The following is a 17,636-nucleotide window of genomic DNA, read 5'->3' as shown; positions in this document are numbered from 1 at the left end:
AAAACCTCCCTTTCACGTCGGAAAAGTCAAAAGCGGATCAGTCGATGAAGGCTATCCCACTTAAGTGGGCCTTGCTTTTCATCCACCAAAGCCGTCGTCGACTTTTATCATAATTCTTTAATCTTTGTTTTTATTATACACAACTTAAGCGTAAAATACTCAGTAGGAGGACGAAATTTTTAATGATCAAAATCACGAAAAATATCGCAGAATCTGTTGTACAAAAAAGAGACAAACATTCCTATAAAGGAAAGTACGGTCGGGTCTTAATTATCGGTGGTAACGAAAACATGGGTGGTGCGGTCATCATGAACGCGCAGGCCGCCGTCTACTCAGGGGCTGGGCTTGTCACCGTTGCGACCCATCCCGATAACAAGGCGCCCCTTCATGCACGGCTTCCAGAAGTAATGGTAACCGACTACAAAAAGGAACTGGAGAATCAGGTAAGAAGCGCTGACGTTGTCCTCATCGGGTCCGGGATCGGCGAAGAGCTTGCTGTCTTGAAGGCGACCTTTGCGGCCCTGGAGGGCGTTTTGCAGCAGGGTGAGCGCAAGCAAACGCTGATTGTGGATGGGTCCGCGTTAACAATGTTGGCTGGTGCGGGGTTGACTTTGCCAGAGGGCGTAGCGACCGTACTCACACCACACCAGATGGAATGGCAGCGCTTATCAGGCGTTAAGATTGCCGACCAGAAAGACCAAGAAAAGAATCAAAAAGCACTAGAAAGTCTATCATCTTCAGCCATTTTGGTGTTGAAATCAGAGGCCACCCAGGTATACTGGAACCATGATTGTTTTGAACTGACCGTGGGTGGTCCCTACCAGGCCACTGGGGGAATGGGCGATACGTTAGCCGGCATGGTGGCCGGTTTCACCGCTCAGTTCACCCCATGCGGATCAGCTGTCTTAGCCGCTGTTTACTCTCATTCTGCGATTGCAGAGGAACTGAGCCAGCGGGCCTACGTGACTTTGCCAAGTGAAATTGCAAAAGGCATCCCCGCCTTTATGAAAAAGTTGGCCGATCAAGAATCATAAAGTCAGACAAAAGGAAGAATAAAGGATAATAAAATGAAACTGATTTCTTGGAACATCGATTCCATCAACGCAGCGGTTGAGCACAAGTCACCCCGTGGGGAGATGACCTGGGGCGTGCTCAAAGAGATTGCTGAAAAGAAGCCATACGTGGTGGCCATTCAGGAAACAAAGTTGAAGGTCGACGGGCTCACGAAGAAGCAAAAAGCGGCTTTGGAAGAGCTCTTTCCTGGTTGCCACATCTACACGAATTCATCATCGGCCCGTAAGTCATACGCGGGAACGATGTTGATAACAAAGGAAGAACCAATCAACGTGGAGACACCTGAAATTGGTGCACCGGGTGAGATGGACCAGGAAGGGCGTATCGTGACGGCTGAGTTCCAAGACTTTTTCGTCTCAACTGTCTACACGCCAAACGCGGGTGGTGAGCTCGCTCGTTTGGATGACCGTCAGTTGTGGGATGACGCCTACCGCAAGTACATTAACGGGTTGAACGAAAAGAAGCCGGTGATTTTCTCGGGTGACTTTAACGTGGCCCACGAGGAAATTGACTTGAAGCACCCGGGTCAAAACCACCACTCGGCAGGCTTTACGGACGAGGAGCGCTCGCAGTTCACACACCTGCTGGACGCGGGATACACGGATACGTTGCGTGCAAAGTACCCGGACCAACCGGAGATTTACTCATGGTGGGCACAGCGTTCGAAGACGTCGAAGATTAATAATTCGGGATGGCGGATTGACTACTACTTGGTATCGAACAGAATCGCAGATAAAGTTCAGGAAATCCAGGTGGTGGATACGGGTGCACGACAGGACCACGCGCCGTTGGAATTAGACATTGAGATGTAAGTTTGTCTTATAAATATAAAAACAAAAAGCGCCTCGCATCATGCGAGGCGCTTTTTTTATCAAAAGGTTATTTGTATCGAACGGCCTCTTTAAGCGGGGCAAGGCCGAAAATCTGACCCTGTCGGATCAAGATTTCGGCACAGGCAATGGCATCCGCCAGGGCGTTGTGGTGGTTTTCTAACGAGATGTCCAAAGCGTCGGAAACCGTGTTTAGCTTATGGTTCACCAAATCAGGCATCAACTTACGAGACGTCTTTAATGTGTCCAGCACTTGGAAGTGCGCGTCTGGCAAATCGTAGTAGTCCAGGCAGGCCTTCAAAACGGAAACGTCAAAGGTCGCGTTGTGGGCAACCACCATCTTTTCTTCTTGGAAGAACGGCGCAATCGTGGGCCAGATATCCTTGAAGGTTGGCGCGTTAGCGACGTCTTCTTCGTAAATCCCGTGAATCTGTGAGTTCCGGTTCGAAAAGGCCGTGTCTGGCTTCAGCAAGCTGTAAAACTGGTCGACAATCTGGTCGTTTCGAACAACGACCAAGGCGAGTGAAACGGCGGAGTGGCGCTTGGCCGAAGCCGTTTCAAAATCGATGGCTACAAAATTCATACTAAGGCTTTCTCCCTTCGCTCCAATGTGGCGGTACGGCCGGTGTCCAGTGTGACCTGCTGCTCTTGTCCAGCCTGCACGTCAAAGCCGAGTTCATCGTACAAGTGACGAGCCGGTGCGTTTTCAACATCGACGTCCAGCCAGAGTTTGTCGTAACCGACATCTTCGGCCCAGTCGGTCATGGCCTGAATAGTTAGACGACCAAGCCCCTGGTTCTGGTAGTCGGCCAAAATGGCAATTCCCACCTCGCCGGCAGAAATTGACCCAATGCCGACGGGATAAGCCAAGGGCTCACCCCCGTCATCCGCCTGTGCCTCGGCCCAGATTAACCAGGTTTTCTGGGGCATCTCTTCCAGCTCGGCGTCCAACTGATCTTCGTCCACTGACTCCGTTGTCTGTCGGGCGAGCTCGTTTGCCAAAGCAAAAGTATCGGATTCACGGTGCAAAACGGACAGCAGGTTCTGCGCATCGTTGGCATGATTCAAATCAAGCGAACGCAAGCTGTATGACAACGTCACTTCTTCGTTATTCTCTTCGCTCATTCTGGCAGCTTCCCTTCGAGTGCTTCGAAGCGACCAAGCCCGGTCACGGAAATGACGCGGTCGTTATCGCCTTTACCGGTGCGTTCAAAGGTCATGACGAGGCGGTCGTTTGGTAGCAGGTCCTTCATGAACTGCGGCCATTCGATCAAGGTCACGCCGTCCGTGCCGAGGTAGTCCTCAAAGCCCTGGTCGGCAGCCCCCGCTTCTTCCAGGCGGTAGGCGTCAAAGTGGTAGAGCGGAATGCGACCGGATTCGTAGGTGTTTAAAATGTTAAAGGTCGGGCTCTTCACGCGGTCTTCAATGCCGAGCGCTTCGGCAAAGCCCTTCGTGAAGGTCGTCTTACCGGCCCCGAGGTCCCCGTTCAAGGTGATAACCAAGCCGGCTTCCGCCAAATCAGCCATCTTTTTGGCGAGTGCTTGGGTCTGTTTTGGATCTGTTGTCTCGTACTTTTTCATAGGACTATTATAGCACGCGCTCCCCTTTCTTCGCCGGTGTCCCATGCTATCTTTCGTGATGAAAAAGCAATTCGCCCCCGCTTCTTATACACCGAAAAGCCAGCAGGCCACACCCGCACCTAATCGCCTTATATCCCGCTAAAAAAAGCAGGCATCACAGCCTGCTTTTTTAAAAGAATTATTTGTGCACGTACATTGAATTTCTAAGCACTGGTGCATAGGCATTTATAAACGCTTTGAAGCAATTATGAAGCAAACGTACAAAAAAACCCCTATCTCAATCACGAGATAAGGGTGTTTTCTTTTGGAAGTATTCTTTACATTCATAATTCGATTTGGCTTCACTCTTCTTAATGTGTCCCGAAAAGTCTATCGCCTGCATCACCTAGTCCTGGAACAATATAGCCTTCATCATTCAGACCTTCGTCAATGGACGCTGTCACGATTGTCACATCTGGGTGAGCTTCTTGAACCGCTTGGATTCCTTCAGGAGCTGAAACCAGTGTAATCAACTTAATCTGTGTTGCGCCACGTAACTTCAACGCCGAAATGGCGTCCTTAGCTGATCCACCAGTTGCTAACATGGGGTCAACTAGCAACACTTCTCGTTGAGCAATATCTTCAGGTAATTTAACAAAGTATTCAACAGGTTCAAGAGTCGCTTCGTTACGGTACATTCCGATGTGTCCGACTTTGGCGGCGGGAATCAACTGTAAAATGCCATCTACCATTCCAAGTCCAGCACGTAAAATCGGCACCACTGCCAATTTTTTACCGGCCAAAGAAGCCGCCTTTGTTTCTTGAACCGGCGTTTTAACTGGAACGGTCTCGAGTGGCAAATCGGCCGAAGCTTCGTAGGTTAATAACATGGCCAACTCATCAACGAGGGTCCGAAAGTCTTTCGTGCCGACTGCTTCGTTTCGAATCATGGTCAACTTATGTTGAACCAGTGGGTGCTTCACTTCAATCACTTCAGACATTTTATTCTCCAAAATTCATTTTTAATAAGTCTAGCAAAATTTCAATAACAAAGCGAAATCAATTAACTTAAAAAGATTTAAGAACCGCCCACTATATACTTATCCCAGAATTTTTTCTTATCATGTACAACCATCACTTACTGCTGATTTATGTTTGAACACAAAAAAGACCTGCAATTAAGCAGATCACAAAATAATTAATCACTAAGTTTATCGAGTTAATATTTAAAATCCATAACGTAACTTAAGATAATCTTTCTGATTATGATCCTTGCTTGGATAAATTAAATGATGTGGATCAATAAAAAGAGGATAAAAAGCGTTATCGCTAGCTACATAAACTCCAATAATACGGACTGAACCTCTTCCCCCGAGTTGCCACCAAACCATATCATCTTCAATCTTTTCGGACGAAATAAAGTTTTTTTGAGCAATTTTCTTCACTAAACCAATTGTTTTATCGTCAATTTTGTGTGAATGATTAAGTACAGTTTTCTGTGGTGTACCTTTAAATAATTGATCAGCACATTCATATATTGTTGGTATTAATTCATGAACAGCATCTACAACTATTTTAGAAAATTCTTTAGAATCTTTATAATAATTTGTAAATCCCTTATATTTAACTGATCCTAACCAATTGTATTGGCTCTTAAAAACAAAATGAGGTTTTTTTATGTTTGCTTGCGGTACTGTAGGTCCTTTATTTTGATTTATTGATTGATTAGGAATTATAGCTCTTTTTAATTGTCTTCTTCCCATAATCCTAGGCTAATTGGCTACCGTAAAAGTCAAAAATAGTAGCGTCCTCAATTTTGTTATTAGTCGCAGCTATTGGGGTGAGACCTTTGCGAGATTGTTGCCAGGGCTCCTCTTGGTGAGTTTGATATTCTAACTGATCAGCAGTGAATTCACCATAAACTCTAAAAACTTCATCTACTATTTGTTTCGAAATCTTAGCGTTTAAAGAAATGTCTACATTTTCTTGCTCTACTTGCTGATAGCCATACTTCTTATATTTCGAATACAATTCTGAATCTACAGGTCCATGAACCCATGCCTCAAAATCACCATCAAACAATTTAATATTTAAATCTTCACTAGTTTCGTTCAGAAAAACAAGCCCCCATGAATAGGCATAATACATTAGTTTTTGAAGCTTTTTAGGGGTCATTTCGATATTTTCTTTAAAACTTTTATCTATTAAAAGGCTTGCAACATCAAACTTATCTTCTAAAACTTTTACCGTCATAAGATTATTCCTTTCCGGTTAATCAAATTGCTCAATTCATTTTAACGCAAAATTAGTACAAATTACGGATAATTATGAATAATTAGGTAAAATTGATGAAACTTAATGATATTTAAGAAACTCTATGTACAGGCCCGAAGCCCTATTTTGCCAAAATGGCGTTTTTTCAAAATAGAAATCAAAATAAAAGTTAGCACCTTGAATCCACGGTGCTAACTTGGACCACTACTACAAACGCCTGTATTAGTGTGTTTTTAATCAAAAATGTATTAAATATAGTGCTTTTTATGTTCGTTTGGCCCGCTTTATTTTTATATTTTCTTATGTACGCCCCGAAGGGCTTTTTTATTCGTGCGCTAACAACTTGTCGGCATCGAACCAAATCATGTCCTTGTATCCAGTAAATAGAATACCAACTGCGTTAGCGTTTGTATCGTATGCATCAATCGTTCCGAAGTTGACATCATCCTTGAAGCGAACCATCGCACCATCTTCAAATGAGCGACCTTGTGGATCAGAAACATCTTTCAGCAAACCCGTCGGAATACCGTTGTAGTACCAAGAGTTAGGTTCAACGTTTAAGTCGTCGGTCAGGACTTGGTAAATGCCATACTGCTTCTCACAAGTACGAATGCGGAATGGCCCACGCAATGCCCAATGGTCCTTCCACTTGTCTTGAAACTCCTTAATCGCTGCCGAACGGTTATCTTCCTGTGGCGTTTGCCCTGATTCTGGTGCCGCCTGTGGTGCTACATCTCCATTGCCGCCGGCCATAATATCGTTAGCCTTGTCCGCAATTTCCTGCAACTTTTCCTTCAAGTTTCCTGGGCAACCGGTAGCGATAAACTCGGAGTGGGGGAACAGGTTTTGATAAGGCACTACCTTACCGAAACCATATCGCTTTGCAATATCTGCGACCAGCTTAGCTGATGAATCAACTGTTGCCTGTGCGATACCCCAATCAGGAGAACCCGACGTGTTAGCGTGTTCAATACCGATTGATGAAGAGTTAGCTGCCCACTGTCCAGCATGCCATGCCGTGTTGTCTTCATCGACGTATGCTCGGATTTGTCCGTCTTGCCCGATACCGTAATGTGCCGAAGCTTCTCGGGTCTTCCAGATACCTGGGACGGAGTCATAATTCGTTGTGGCCATGTGATGAATCACAATCTTATTAACATTTGCATTCCGTCCCTGCGTGAAGTTTGGGAAGTCTTGGAATCCAAATGGCGTTGCCAATCCTGAAACTGTCATGTTTGTTCCTCCTATTTGTTCGTGGCGTTTTGTTGAGCCACTGCTTGTTCAATCACGGCTGATAGTTGTTCCTTTGAAAACTTGCCCGTCAACTTGTTAGCAGCTAATCGTGTTGCCAAGTAGTCAATGGCTTGTTGCTTCTTTTGATTGCCTGCTAAGTCGCTATTTTCAAGCAAAGCCACGGCCTGGTCTGCCCATGTGAGCAACAGTTGTACATTGCCGTTCTTCGTCTTAGTCCGCAACCAGCGAACCAAGGCGTGTTCTGCTGGTGCAGCAATGGCCAAAATGGTCACTGATAACACCAATGTATCAGTTAAATTCATCTTTATTCCTCCAATAAAAAAAGACCTCTTAGGCCTTGTGCATAATCTTGTCAATTTCAGCGCTGTAGTCTTTGCCCCCTGCGAGCTTTAACTCCACACTCATTTCTTTAGTTAACAGAAGAAGTTCGCTGATTTTGCCATTCAATTCTTGGTAATCTTCTAGTAACTGTTGATTGCTTTTCCGGATTTCTTTCATCGTCGATGTTAGGCTATCCTCGTGCTTTCCTTTAAACGAAAACCAAGCAACGCCTAAACCGGAAACAGCCCCGCACAAGGCGATTAGTACATCATTAATCTCATTCACCTCCTTCCTTTTCATATTTAATACCGGTGATTTCTTGGAACTCTTCTTTCGAGATCCATCCTGCCTTTACAGTGTTTGTTACTTGTTTCAACGTCCATCCCTGGTTGTTGTAGAAGTAATTAATCGTTTTTCCTGTTTTTGAAAGTTCCATGTTTAAAGTCCTTTCATTTCTTGCTGTAGCTGTCGTGCGTACAAGTCAGCAATCTGCGCTTGCAAATCTGGTTGTGGGTTTTCTTCTTGCTTCTTGACCTGTGCGTTCCATTCAGCAAGCTTAACTTCATCAGATTTCCATGAATCAGTTTCTGGTACGTATACAGGGAACATTGTTCATGCCGGGTCAACTGTTGTTGAGTTTTCTGGTTGCTCTTCTGCGCAAACAGCACCAGATACTAGCGCAGACGTCTCTGGATTATATTTAAAATACCACTTCATTTTTTCCTCCTTAATTCCGATAATCGTCATTCGTCATCCAACTTCCTTGGATTTCTAACGTTGTGTTGGAATTGTATTCCGAATCAGTCGCCATTAATGCACCGTTCAAGTCGATTGTGGCTTGCGTTGTTTTATGGTCGTTAATAACGTCAACAACCGTTTTCTCAACCGGACGATACCCAGCCGGAACAAAGAAGCCACCCATATAACCCCAAGGAGATGTGTACATGTTCTTGTATTCAACACTGACATACATCTGCACCAAGGGCCCGAAACGCCAAAAAATGGCAGGTCCAAAATCCATTTGCACAACTTCTTTTGAGGCCTTCCCGTTGAATCGGCCCTTAACCGTCAGGTCGTTGACCGTCTGGTCACGATTAGGGTCATCTAGTTCATCGAAGTTGTTGTTGATGACGTCGATACTCTCGTTCGACATACCTTTAAAAATATGCTTCATTTTTTCCTCCTTAGTTTAGGCGGAACTCGATTGTTCGAATCCCGTCAATTAAATAAAAGTCGTTCCCGTGACGTTCTAATTCCCCGTCCGCCTTATAATCAAGTGGCAAGATAACCTTAACCGTGTTGGCGTCTAAGTGAATCACGTTTCGAATGACAGAAGCTCTATCTGTACCACCAAATAAGCCGTCTGGTTCAGTCCCAAATCCATTAGGAGCTGTACCGATAGCCCAATCGTAAGTGAAAACATCGACGGTAGGCATGTGTCCTAAATTGTGCTTGATGGTTACTTCGAATCCTTGGGGCACATACTTAGACAATAGGTTTTCGATATTTTCGAACCGCTTGTCTAATACGTCAAAGTTGCCGTATGTTTCACTGTTTCGCGCGTCAATAACCTCGCTATCCTGAGTTGCACCACTCAGCACACCAGTGAAGCGACCCTCCAAATCTGTCTGGCGCTTTTCGACTTGCGACTGACGATCAGAGTTTTTATCAATCAGTTCCTTGTTGCTGTGCCATTTTGTGCTTAGCCACTCAACAAAAAGAGCCAATGCCTCTCGGACATCGACTCCCCATTGTTTTTCACGCAACCACTTGGCTAACGTACGGCTGTTTTTATCAACAACGCCATTATTAATGTCATTCGTGAACTCGTTTTCACTCGGAATGTGCGTTGGGTCACGGTAATCATCACCATTTCCGGCCTGCGGTGTCATATCCACGAAACCTTTATCGTTTGCCATAAATTATTCCTTTCTTAAGTATTGATTCTTGAAGCGGTCAGAGTAATTTTTGCTCATATCAACGTTTCCGTTAATTCCGCTAACCGAACCAGAGCTAGTGTATTGCCACAAATCATAACCATGGTCTGGCGGCGTTGAGCGATAAGCCGGTATCATGATTGAACCTGCTCGACCGACGTTAAGATTAAACGAGCTGTACAAGTGGTTAGCAATATAGAGGACGATTTTGTTATCAGGTACTCCTAAGCTATTCAACTTGTTCATGTAGGCCTCCACAATGCCCCGCATATCGTTTCCCGTGGTCTCTTCCACATCAATCATGTAAAAGCGAGGTTGTTTCCCATTACTTGCTTGCTGTGTTCTCGTATAAAGCGCCTCTGCTTCTCTTTCAGCACTCGCTGTATCACTAGCAGTCATGTAGGAATACACGGCGTAATTAGCGCCTACATTTCCTAATGCAGACAGGTTCTGTTGATATTTCAAATCAGCCCGATTAGCACCGTACTGCACTCGGACAATGGCCAATGCTAGACCACTAGCCTTTACTCTTGACCAATCAATATCACCCTGAAACTCGGACACGTCAATAATGACCCCATCAAAATACTGAGTCTGTTGCGCTTCTAATTCCTTCAATCTGTTTTGCAAATCAGCAATCTCCTTATCCTGTTCAGGAATACGGTTGGTGACTGTCAATAGCTCCTTGATCCGGTTCTTCAAATCATTAGCCGTTTGTTGGGCATTCTGCCTTTGTTGTTCGGCATACTGCATGGCCGCTTGATAGTCGAGCTGATACTGTGATAAGGTTCGATTTTTTGTGCCAATCGTTAAGGACATCTTGTGCGGCTGGGTAATATCTAACTTCTTAGCAACAACCTGTAAGTCTTCTACCAGTCCTAAGAATTGGTCATGAATTGGATAAAAGTTGCCCATTTCAAAAGACTTATACGTTGGGTCTAAAAGCGAAATATCAACCACTTCAACGGACCATGTCAAGAGACCAACTCGTTGCTTTTGCAGGTATTCTTGCCCCTTACTCATCAAGATACTAGGCACCTTCACGTTGTTCCACTCGACTGCTTTTTGAATAATGCCAAAGCGGCTAATCAAGGCCGTGTCATCTAAGTATCGAACACCATTATTGACGGTCTCAATGGTCGTTTTGGGTTGTGCAGCGGCCGTATCATCACTGGATTGTTCGGTCTGTCCTTGTTCAATTGGCGATCCAATTGGGACTAGTCGAGTAATAATGTCCCGGACATCATACTCACGCTTAGCACTCTTGAGGTTCTTACCCAACTTGATTGGTGTGTCAATATGTTCGCCAACGCTGGCTAAATATTCCAACACCAGTTGGCCATTTCCGTCACGGTGCCAAATTAAAAACCCTCCTAAGCGACTGACTAGCTTGTCTTTAATGGTGTCAAAAGTATCTTGAGCATCATCCGTATAACGATAGACATTGTCCGTACTATTAACGACGGTTACACGACCTAACTGGAAACGCTTGTGGGGCTCAACTTGCCGATTATGTTCATCTACAATCATCTGCAAAAAGTCCCGAATACTCGTGTTTTGGACCTTGCGATACACTTGCGTGCTATCGTGCAAATAGGCCAAGCAGTCCTCACACTGTAACATTTGGGTATGGCTACCACTAAAGGCCCCATCAATCTTAACCACACGGCCGTCAAAGACGACCTTACCTGTGTTAGTGTCAATCACCCTAACAAGGTTCGCAATGGCTTCTGACTGACGATAGAGGCTGTTTTGCATTGTAATTGTAAAGGAGGCTGTTGATACACCATTGAATTGCATATCCAACTCACCAGAAATCGCCTTGTTACCATAGTTACGTGGCTCATGCAGGACATCGCCCACTGGGTCACCAGCATTCTTATAAACAATTACTCGATACATTAGAGCAACACCTCACTTTGGATGACAAATCGAACCGTTGCTTTGCCTTTAATCATCACATGGTTATTGCCCCGTTCCAGAGAGAACAAATAGTCCTTTGCCTTGTCGGGGCCGAACTGATATGACTGCCCGTTTTTAATTACTTCAATAACATCACTCGTCACAACCGTTGGACTTAAGCTATTCTCGCCAATGTTCATCAAATCAAGTTCACGTTGCCCGTCAACTTCGTATGAAAACGGTTGAATAAAGTCGTTAGCAAAATCAAAGGTGTCCCAATCGTCATAGTTATCAATGCCACTATTGTTTTTGATAGCAAACGGATAAAGGTCAAATTCGATACTTAAGGTAAGAGTATTATAAGTTGCATCATCATCAACTTTGACACTTTTGGCTTTACCAACCCAGTAATAACCACGATCATGAGTATCATATAAACGTTGGTCAAATGGTGACATAATCAACCTCTTTACCTTGTTTTCCAGCAACTTACGTTCACTATATGGCAATTTGTAGGCTCTAAATTGATAAGTAATCGTTCGCTGATCATAAAAGCGCTCACCTGTGATACTCGAAAAGTCCAAAATACCATTGGCATAACTCAAGTTTTCGGTAATTACTTTTTCTGCTGGTGTTGGGGCCTCACGCTCAAGTAAATAAAATCCATAATCTGATGAATTAAATTGACCAAATTGAATGTACTCAGAACTCATAGCATGTTCCTCCGATCATTTGTCATGATACTTCCAAGAGCACCATCGTAATCATTAACGGTCGCTCCAACTAACTTACCGCTATCCATGGAAATAATATGACCATTTTTAACGGCTTCAACGACGTCATTAAGCTTATTGCTAATTAAACTGTCTGATTGCATCTGCATAGTTTGCCCGATTTTACCGTTAACTTGCATATTTCCAGATTGCAAATTGCTTAAATCTTCTGACAAAACTGGGTTCATTGAATATTCAAGACTTGGATTTCCAAATTTTTGTTCAATGATATTAGCCATTCCAGAAAGGTTCGACTTGACTACTTCGAATCCACTTAAAATTCCTTTATTAAGTCCATCCATAATCGCTTTCCCTGCCGGATTAAGCAATACTTTATCATAAGAATAAGGTCCTTTTAATTTTGGAATTGCATGAGTTATATCCGATAAAATTTTCTTACCGCTTTCCCATGCACCCTTTATTCCATCAATAAATCCATCAATAATAGCTCTTCCATTTTTTACAAGAGATGATGGCTTAATTCCATCAGCAATCTTAGTAACAAATCCAGACCCTAATCCATGTCCTTGAGAATATCCACTCTTAAATCCATCAATAACTTTATCAACCAGCGTCGTACCAGATGCTAATAATCGTCCAGCAGCATACCCTAATTCGAATGCCAATCTTTCTACAAATTCGATAGCCGCACCAGTCAATTTGTGAAGGTTATTGGTAATTCCAAGAACCGTCTTAATTAATAAATTCAAACCTGCATCAATAAGTTTGTCAGCATTATCTGCTAATCCATTGATCATCGCAACCACAAAATTAACTGCTGCTTCCATAAACTTAGGAACATTAGCAGTCAAGGCATTTAAAATATTAACAATCATATTAACAAATGAATTAATAAGTTGTGGTGCCTGTGTCGCAATCCCGTTCATCATGCCGATCAACATATTAATGAACGACTGAATAAGAATAGGGGTGTTTGTTGCCAGTGTTTGCACGAACTGAACAATAATATTTACAAATGCAGCTACAATGAGTGGTGCGTTTGCAGTAATTGTTGCTAAAAATCCAACAATCATTAAAGCGAAGCCCTGCCCCATTGCAAGCATAATCATTTGAATATTTTGGCTCGCTGTACTAGCGGTGCTCAAAACAATTATCAAATTAGAAATAGAATTTACTAACAAACTAATTCCTGCCGCTGCAATTCCAACTCCTACTCCAGCCATCAAAATAGCCGCTCCAAATGATATTGTCACTGCAGCAAGTCCTATCATTCCTGGAAGTGCAGCACTAAGGGCCGGACCAAATATCGCAAATACTGCAACTAGTGCAGATATTGCAATAGTTACGCCAGTAAGAGCAATTATTCCTGCTGTACCTGTCTTAGCTAATTGAGTAATCGATAACACAAGAGCAGCAAATCCGACTGTTACTAAGGCAAGACCAGCTCCAATTTCAAGAACTGCCAGCCCCATCTGCATCATATCTTTTGCGGAAGTTTTAGCAGCCCCTCCGACTGCTTTTGTACCAGCCGCTGCCGGTGCAGAAGTTGTGGCAACAGTAGTATTAGCACCGCTAAGCCCCAACATTTTAGCAACAAGTCCGAAAATAGTCTTCGTCATCCCTGACATTACTTTTACTGTTCCAGATACCGCCGAACCAATCTTGCCAACATTAACTAAGAAACCTCCGGTTGCGGTTACTGCGGGGCCTATGGCTGGAGATAATCCAACAAACCCTCGTGTTACCTTAGCAATAGGGTTACTACTTTGCTCGGCCCATTGAATGGTTGAATTTGTCATATCAATCATTGAACCAGTAACGCCAGACTTACTTGACATTGACTTGTTCCGAAGAGATTCCCAGTTTCCACCAATCTGTTCAATCTTAGAACCAATATTCTTTTGCATTTCAGTTGCTTGATTGTTCAAAAAGTCAGTAGATACTTGTCCGTTTGCCGAAGCTTTTTGCATTTCCTTTGAAAAAGCATCCCATGAAGTCGTCGTGTTACCAGTTTTGTCATTAATTGAGTCAAGAAGTGGAAGAATGGCGGCCATTCCAGACGTTCCAAACATGTTCTTCAATGCTGCCGCTTTATCACTAGAGCTCATTCCGTCCATTTTTTGAGATATTTCAGACAATATCTGCGGGAATTGCTTCATGTTTCCCTGGGCATCCGTGAACGAAATCCCCAGTGCGTCCATTTGCTTGGCAGCGACACTACTTGGAGCTTGCATCATAAGCATTGCGTGGTTCAAATCCTGTGAAGCCTGTGCTGCACTAAAACCACGATTAGTAAGCAATCCAATAGCCGTTGAAGTGTCCTGCATTGACACACCAGCGTTAGAAGCCGTACCACCAATAGTAGCCAATGCTTGTTGCATAGACCCAATAGAGGCATTCGATAGGTTGGCTGTCTGTGTCAGAATAGCGGCTGCCTGTGATGAACCATCAAGGCTTTTGCCCCAAATGTTCATTGATTGCTGAACTACACCAGCAGTCGTTTGCAAATCTTCCCCAGCAGCAGTAGCCGCACGAGCAATAGACGGGAATTCTTCCTTGATTGTGCTAATAGAAGCTCCATCACGAGCCATCGCAACCATTGCTTCCGCTGCCGCTTGAGCACTCAGAGGCAAATCAGCTCCCATTTTATTGGCCATGTCAGATAAACCGCCAATATCTTTGGAAGTCCCTCCAGCGATAACTGCCGCTTGATTAAGGCTTTGTTCAAACGTTCCAAAAGCCTTCAAAGAGGTTACTCCCAATGCAGTTGTTGCTGCACCAGCAGCTAACATGGTCTTTCCAATAGGCTTCATTGTTCTTTCAATGTTTCCCATAGAGCTTTTGGCACTATCCGCAAATCGATCCATTGTATTGATTGCAGACTGCACTCCAGCCATTAATCCAGCAACATTGGCATCGTATATTGCTGTGACCTGCCAATTATCAGCCATTTAACCTCCTTTCTAGCTTATCCAGTAAGCTCATGTCTGTTTGTTCAGTATCATCTACATCAGATTGAACTACGGCTGGGTTGTAGCGTGATTTAATCTTTTTCATCATCTTTTTAGCATCAGTTTCATAGAGCTTTTCAAATGTGTTATATTTCAAATCTTTACCGCTGGCCGTGGTTTGCTGAGACTTCATTGTGGCCCAGGCAATTTCATAATGTTCCCTAGATTTATCTACTTGTCGCAACTCATAAGCTTCAACTTGCAATTCATACTCAGCTGGTGTCATCTGTTCAACATCGCTTACTCGCGATACATTGAACCATCTAAGGCCATTAACAATTAATTCATGATAGCGACTCTCACTATCTAATTTTTTTCCATCATCGCCTTCTGGGCTGCCAATTGCGCTGCTTGTTCGGCTTGCATCTTTGCTACCCGGCGCTTCGTAAATTTTCCTTCTTCAAGTGTCTTAGCTACTTCCTCCCAGACAGCATCCAAGTCAGTATTTTCATCTTCAAAGAATGCATCGATATCGCTTGTCTTCAAATTTCCTCCAGCAGCGTGGTTAGCGCCTAGCAAGATGTCTGACAATGCCGTTAATGAGTCCATGTTTAGAAAAGCGTTTAAAGAAGTTTGCAGTCCAACTGCCATATCCATTCCAAATCGGCTAATCTTGTGCATACGATCCATTTCTCGAATGAATTTCATATCAAAAGAAAATTCTTCCGTCTTACCATTTACTGTATATTCCATGTTTAATCTCCTATTTTTCTGTTTGTCTAACGTTGGGCCTCTCACCCCATTTGAACGTTTAGCCGTTGTCGCTATGGTCATTTACTTTGTTGGCGTTGGTGCCGATGAACTATTTGACGTTTCATTTTCAGTTACCTTGCCAAGCTGAATGAATTGAACTCCCTTGTCCTTGTCATCATCAAGGTTCAACTGTACTTCTCCAGAAGCTGCGTAACCACCTTCAACTGATGCCTCAATCTTCAAAGAAACTGAGTTATCTGAGTCGCCTGTTTCTTCAACGGAAGTCATCACAGCCGTCATTGAACGGGCAACGTATGTGCCAGTCTTAGTTCCTGGTGTATCTGTGTAGACAATCCAGAATTGAACGTTCTTGCCATCATTAAAGGCATTGTCAAGCTTTGTAACGATTTCTTGCTTTGAGGCCAACAATTCCAAAGAGAATGTCGCCTCTACCGATCCACCTTTCAATACCTTTCCGGTCTTAGTATCTTCGGTCTTGGAGTCCTTGGATCGCTTATATGAATAAGTTGTCTGGTAAGCAACCATCACTCCACTAGCATTCGCTTTGTCCTCTTCAATACGGGCAAATACTAGTGCCTTTCCACCAGACATGGTTTTCAAGTCTGCCATTTTTCCTCCTTAATTGACTCGATATGTTAAATCGAGTGTTCCGTGTAGTAGTCTCAAATTGTCTTCTAGTTCCAACGACACAGAATTAACGGTGTATCTAGTATCTAAAGCAACTTGATATTCTCCTACTAAGTTAAGCCCAAGAGCATATGCATATACCCTAGACATGATTTCCTCTAATTGATCCCTTCCATCCCCAACATCAGCCGATACAAACAAGTGAGTTGTGATTGATGGGCGTGACCGCAGAACATCCTTAGTGGGCGTATCTTGGGCCATTGAATAGTCGCCAATACAAATAAGAGGGGTGTCAAAGTTTTCATCATGTAGCTCTGGGACTGTATTAAAAAAGCGGTCTCCATACTCGTCGTACAGATAACCGCCAATATTTTTGTAAAGTTCGTAGTCTGGCTTTGCTCTAAACATGAAGAACCGCCTTTAAATTGCTGATAAATACGTTCTTATGTGTTTCAAATGCTTGGTACATGAAAAGTTTCGGCTTGATATACTTAGTCCCATTTTCCTGAGCATATCCATAGTTAAACTTACCATTGTATGCATCAGCAGAAACAACTCCACGTATATGCCATCCATTCTTGGTAACAGTTACTTTCGTCTGGCGCTTTAAGAAACCAGTTTTAACTGGTTCAAGCCTTTGTGCTTGCTGTTGTGTACTAGCAGATGTAGAGCGAATAAGCGCCTCAACCTGTTTAGGAACGGCAGCCATCAATCTATGCTGACCAGAGATGAACTTATCAGCTCCTACAACTTTCATTCCAGATGACATTATCCCTCCTTTACTCGGATAGACGAGCGAATCCCAACTGCCTGTCGCTCTTGCACTACATACTTCTTGCCATCAATCAAACAGTAATCAAAGTATGGTAGTGTGCCAACAGAGCGTATGACCTTTTCTCCGTAAGAGACAACGCCATACTCCCGATATGACTTAGCAGCACTTAAACTGGTCACGTTAACCGTGACATCAGCTACTAACTCGTCATCGCCCTTTTTACTTGGATTTCGTGGGTCTTGTGTTCCTTTGACTTTGACATACAAAGCAACCTTTGTAGCTGCGTTCATAGGAACATCACCCGACCTCTCTGCCGGCCAGTAACGTTTCCGGTGCGGTATTCGTCAATCTCATTCTTGAACTTAGAAAAATCATCTTCTTGGAAGACAAGCGTTAACCCATCTTGCCCAGACGATTTCATCCCCTCATTACCAATACGAGAAAAACGAGCAGCCACTACTTCATCCACAATGTAGTCAAACTGATCAGGAATGTTTGTATTCTTCAGCCCGAGCAAGACAGACAAGCGAGCTTTCACATTCTTCTCAATGATTTCAAGTTTTTCATCAACTGTACTCTTAGGGTCTAAGAGCTTCGAATAATCACTCATATTAGCCCCCTTTC

Annotated in this window: 25 protein-coding genes; 2 read left to right on the top strand and 23 right to left on the bottom strand. The window is 43.6% G+C overall.

Annotation, left to right across the window (positions count from 1 at the left end):
• Positions 1–182: 182 nt before the first annotated feature.
• Positions 183–1,034 carry an NAD(P)H-hydrate dehydratase gene (locus tag G6R29_RS01970; protein WP_213808685.1) on the top strand — a complete coding sequence of 284 codons (852 nt, stop codon included), beginning with the start codon at positions 183–185 and terminating at the stop codon, positions 1,032–1,034.
• Positions 1,035–1,067: 33 nt separating this feature from the next.
• Positions 1,068–1,886 (top strand): exodeoxyribonuclease III, encoded by an 819-nt coding sequence (locus tag G6R29_RS01965; protein ID WP_213808684.1) that lies wholly within the window; start codon positions 1,068–1,070, stop codon positions 1,884–1,886.
• A 67-nt stretch (positions 1,887–1,953) separates the two neighbouring features.
• Here G6R29_RS01965 and G6R29_RS01960 read toward each other — a convergent pair whose 3' ends face one another.
• The 23 genes from G6R29_RS01960 to G6R29_RS01850 form a co-directional block, all read right to left on the bottom strand.
• Positions 1,954–2,487, bottom strand: coding sequence for a 3'-5' exonuclease (locus G6R29_RS01960; protein ID WP_213808683.1), 534 nt, complete (start codon positions 2,485–2,487; stop codon positions 1,954–1,956).
• Positions 2,484–3,029, bottom strand: coding sequence for a GNAT family N-acetyltransferase (locus G6R29_RS01955; protein WP_213808682.1), 546 nt, complete (start codon positions 3,027–3,029; stop codon positions 2,484–2,486). The genes G6R29_RS01960 and G6R29_RS01955 overlap by 4 nt, the downstream gene beginning before the upstream one ends.
• Positions 3,026–3,484, bottom strand: a complete 459-nt coding sequence (gene tsaE / locus G6R29_RS01950) for a tRNA (adenosine(37)-N6)-threonylcarbamoyltransferase complex ATPase subunit type 1 TsaE (RefSeq protein ID WP_213808681.1) — start codon at positions 3,482–3,484, stop codon at positions 3,026–3,028. The genes G6R29_RS01955 and tsaE overlap by 4 nt, the downstream gene beginning before the upstream one ends.
• Before the next feature lie 350 nt (positions 3,485–3,834).
• Positions 3,835–4,464 carry a uracil phosphoribosyltransferase gene (gene upp, locus G6R29_RS01945; RefSeq protein ID WP_213808680.1) on the bottom strand — a complete coding sequence of 210 codons (630 nt, stop codon included), beginning with the start codon at positions 4,462–4,464 and terminating at the stop codon, positions 3,835–3,837.
• A 225-nt stretch (positions 4,465–4,689) separates the two neighbouring features.
• Positions 4,690–5,226 (bottom strand): hypothetical protein, encoded by a 537-nt coding sequence (locus G6R29_RS01940; RefSeq protein ID WP_213808679.1) that lies wholly within the window; start codon positions 5,224–5,226, stop codon positions 4,690–4,692.
• A 4-nt stretch (positions 5,227–5,230) separates the two neighbouring features.
• Entirely contained in the window at positions 5,231–5,716 is a 486-nt protein-coding gene (locus G6R29_RS01935; RefSeq protein WP_238476860.1) for a Panacea domain-containing protein, read from the bottom strand.
• A 345-nt stretch (positions 5,717–6,061) separates the two neighbouring features.
• Positions 6,062–6,970, bottom strand: a complete 909-nt coding sequence (locus G6R29_RS01930) for a peptidoglycan recognition protein family protein (RefSeq protein ID WP_213808678.1) — start codon at positions 6,968–6,970, stop codon at positions 6,062–6,064.
• Between the two features lie 11 nt (positions 6,971–6,981).
• Entirely contained in the window at positions 6,982–7,293 is a 312-nt protein-coding gene (locus G6R29_RS01925; protein WP_213808677.1) for a phage holin, LLH family, read from the bottom strand.
• A gap of 28 nt (positions 7,294–7,321) precedes the next feature.
• The gene (locus tag G6R29_RS01920) at positions 7,322–7,597 is read right to left on the bottom strand and encodes a hypothetical protein (protein ID WP_213808676.1); all 276 of its coding nucleotides are present in this window, start codon (positions 7,595–7,597) and stop codon (positions 7,322–7,324) included.
• Entirely contained in the window at positions 7,590–7,748 is a 159-nt protein-coding gene (locus G6R29_RS01915) for an XkdX family protein (RefSeq protein ID WP_213808675.1), read from the bottom strand. Before G6R29_RS01915 ends, G6R29_RS01920 begins: the two co-directional genes overlap by 8 nt.
• A 2-nt stretch (positions 7,749–7,750) precedes the next feature.
• Complete coding sequence (locus tag G6R29_RS01910; protein WP_213808674.1) at positions 7,751–7,921, bottom strand: hypothetical protein; 171 nt, start codon at positions 7,919–7,921, stop codon at positions 7,751–7,753.
• A gap of 118 nt (positions 7,922–8,039) precedes the next feature.
• Positions 8,040–8,486 carry a hypothetical protein gene (locus G6R29_RS01905; RefSeq protein ID WP_213808673.1) on the bottom strand — a complete coding sequence of 149 codons (447 nt, stop codon included), beginning with the start codon at positions 8,484–8,486 and terminating at the stop codon, positions 8,040–8,042.
• Positions 8,487–8,496: 10 nt separating this feature from the next.
• Positions 8,497–9,231, bottom strand: a complete 735-nt coding sequence (locus G6R29_RS01900; RefSeq protein ID WP_213808672.1) for a hypothetical protein — start codon at positions 9,229–9,231, stop codon at positions 8,497–8,499.
• Between the two features lie 3 nt (positions 9,232–9,234).
• On the bottom strand, positions 9,235–11,151 hold the full coding sequence (locus G6R29_RS01895; protein WP_213808671.1) for a GH25 family lysozyme: 1,917 nt from the start codon (positions 11,149–11,151) through the stop codon (positions 9,235–9,237).
• Entirely contained in the window at positions 11,151–11,864 is a 714-nt protein-coding gene (locus G6R29_RS01890; RefSeq protein WP_213808670.1) for a hypothetical protein, read from the bottom strand. Before G6R29_RS01890 ends, G6R29_RS01895 begins: the two co-directional genes overlap by 1 nt.
• Positions 11,861–14,836 (bottom strand): phage tail tape measure protein, encoded by a 2,976-nt coding sequence (locus G6R29_RS01885; protein ID WP_238476859.1) that lies wholly within the window; start codon positions 14,834–14,836, stop codon positions 11,861–11,863. Before G6R29_RS01885 ends, G6R29_RS01890 begins: the two co-directional genes overlap by 4 nt.
• Positions 14,829–15,122, bottom strand: a complete 294-nt coding sequence (locus tag G6R29_RS01880; protein ID WP_010691231.1) for a hypothetical protein — start codon at positions 15,120–15,122, stop codon at positions 14,829–14,831. Before G6R29_RS01880 ends, G6R29_RS01885 begins: the two co-directional genes overlap by 8 nt.
• 80 nt (positions 15,123–15,202) lie before the next feature.
• Positions 15,203–15,589, bottom strand: a complete 387-nt coding sequence (locus tag G6R29_RS01875; protein ID WP_213808669.1) for a tail assembly chaperone — start codon at positions 15,587–15,589, stop codon at positions 15,203–15,205.
• Positions 15,590–15,670: 81 nt separating this feature from the next.
• Complete coding sequence (locus G6R29_RS01870; protein ID WP_213808668.1) at positions 15,671–16,219, bottom strand: phage major tail protein, TP901-1 family; 549 nt, start codon at positions 16,217–16,219, stop codon at positions 15,671–15,673.
• Positions 16,220–16,228: 9 nt separating this feature from the next.
• The gene (locus tag G6R29_RS01865) at positions 16,229–16,645 is read right to left on the bottom strand and encodes a hypothetical protein (RefSeq protein WP_213808667.1); all 417 of its coding nucleotides are present in this window, start codon (positions 16,643–16,645) and stop codon (positions 16,229–16,231) included.
• The gene (locus tag G6R29_RS01860; protein WP_213808666.1) at positions 16,638–17,006 is read right to left on the bottom strand and encodes a hypothetical protein; all 369 of its coding nucleotides are present in this window, start codon (positions 17,004–17,006) and stop codon (positions 16,638–16,640) included. Before G6R29_RS01860 ends, G6R29_RS01865 begins: the two co-directional genes overlap by 8 nt.
• Positions 17,006–17,302, bottom strand: coding sequence for a hypothetical protein (locus G6R29_RS01855; protein ID WP_213808665.1), 297 nt, complete (start codon positions 17,300–17,302; stop codon positions 17,006–17,008). The genes G6R29_RS01860 and G6R29_RS01855 overlap by 1 nt, the downstream gene beginning before the upstream one ends.
• Complete coding sequence (locus tag G6R29_RS01850; protein WP_213808664.1) at positions 17,299–17,622, bottom strand: phage head-tail connector protein; 324 nt, start codon at positions 17,620–17,622, stop codon at positions 17,299–17,301. Before G6R29_RS01850 ends, G6R29_RS01855 begins: the two co-directional genes overlap by 4 nt.
• Between the last annotated feature and the right edge of the window lie 14 nt (positions 17,623–17,636).

Source organism: Fructobacillus broussonetiae, from assembly GCF_018437275.1.
In the GTDB taxonomy this organism is placed as follows: Bacteria; Bacillota; Bacilli; order Lactobacillales; family Lactobacillaceae; genus Fructobacillus; species Fructobacillus broussonetiae.
The sequence above is the reverse complement of the archived record's forward strand: the minus strand, read 5'-3'. Positions and strand labels throughout refer to the sequence as shown.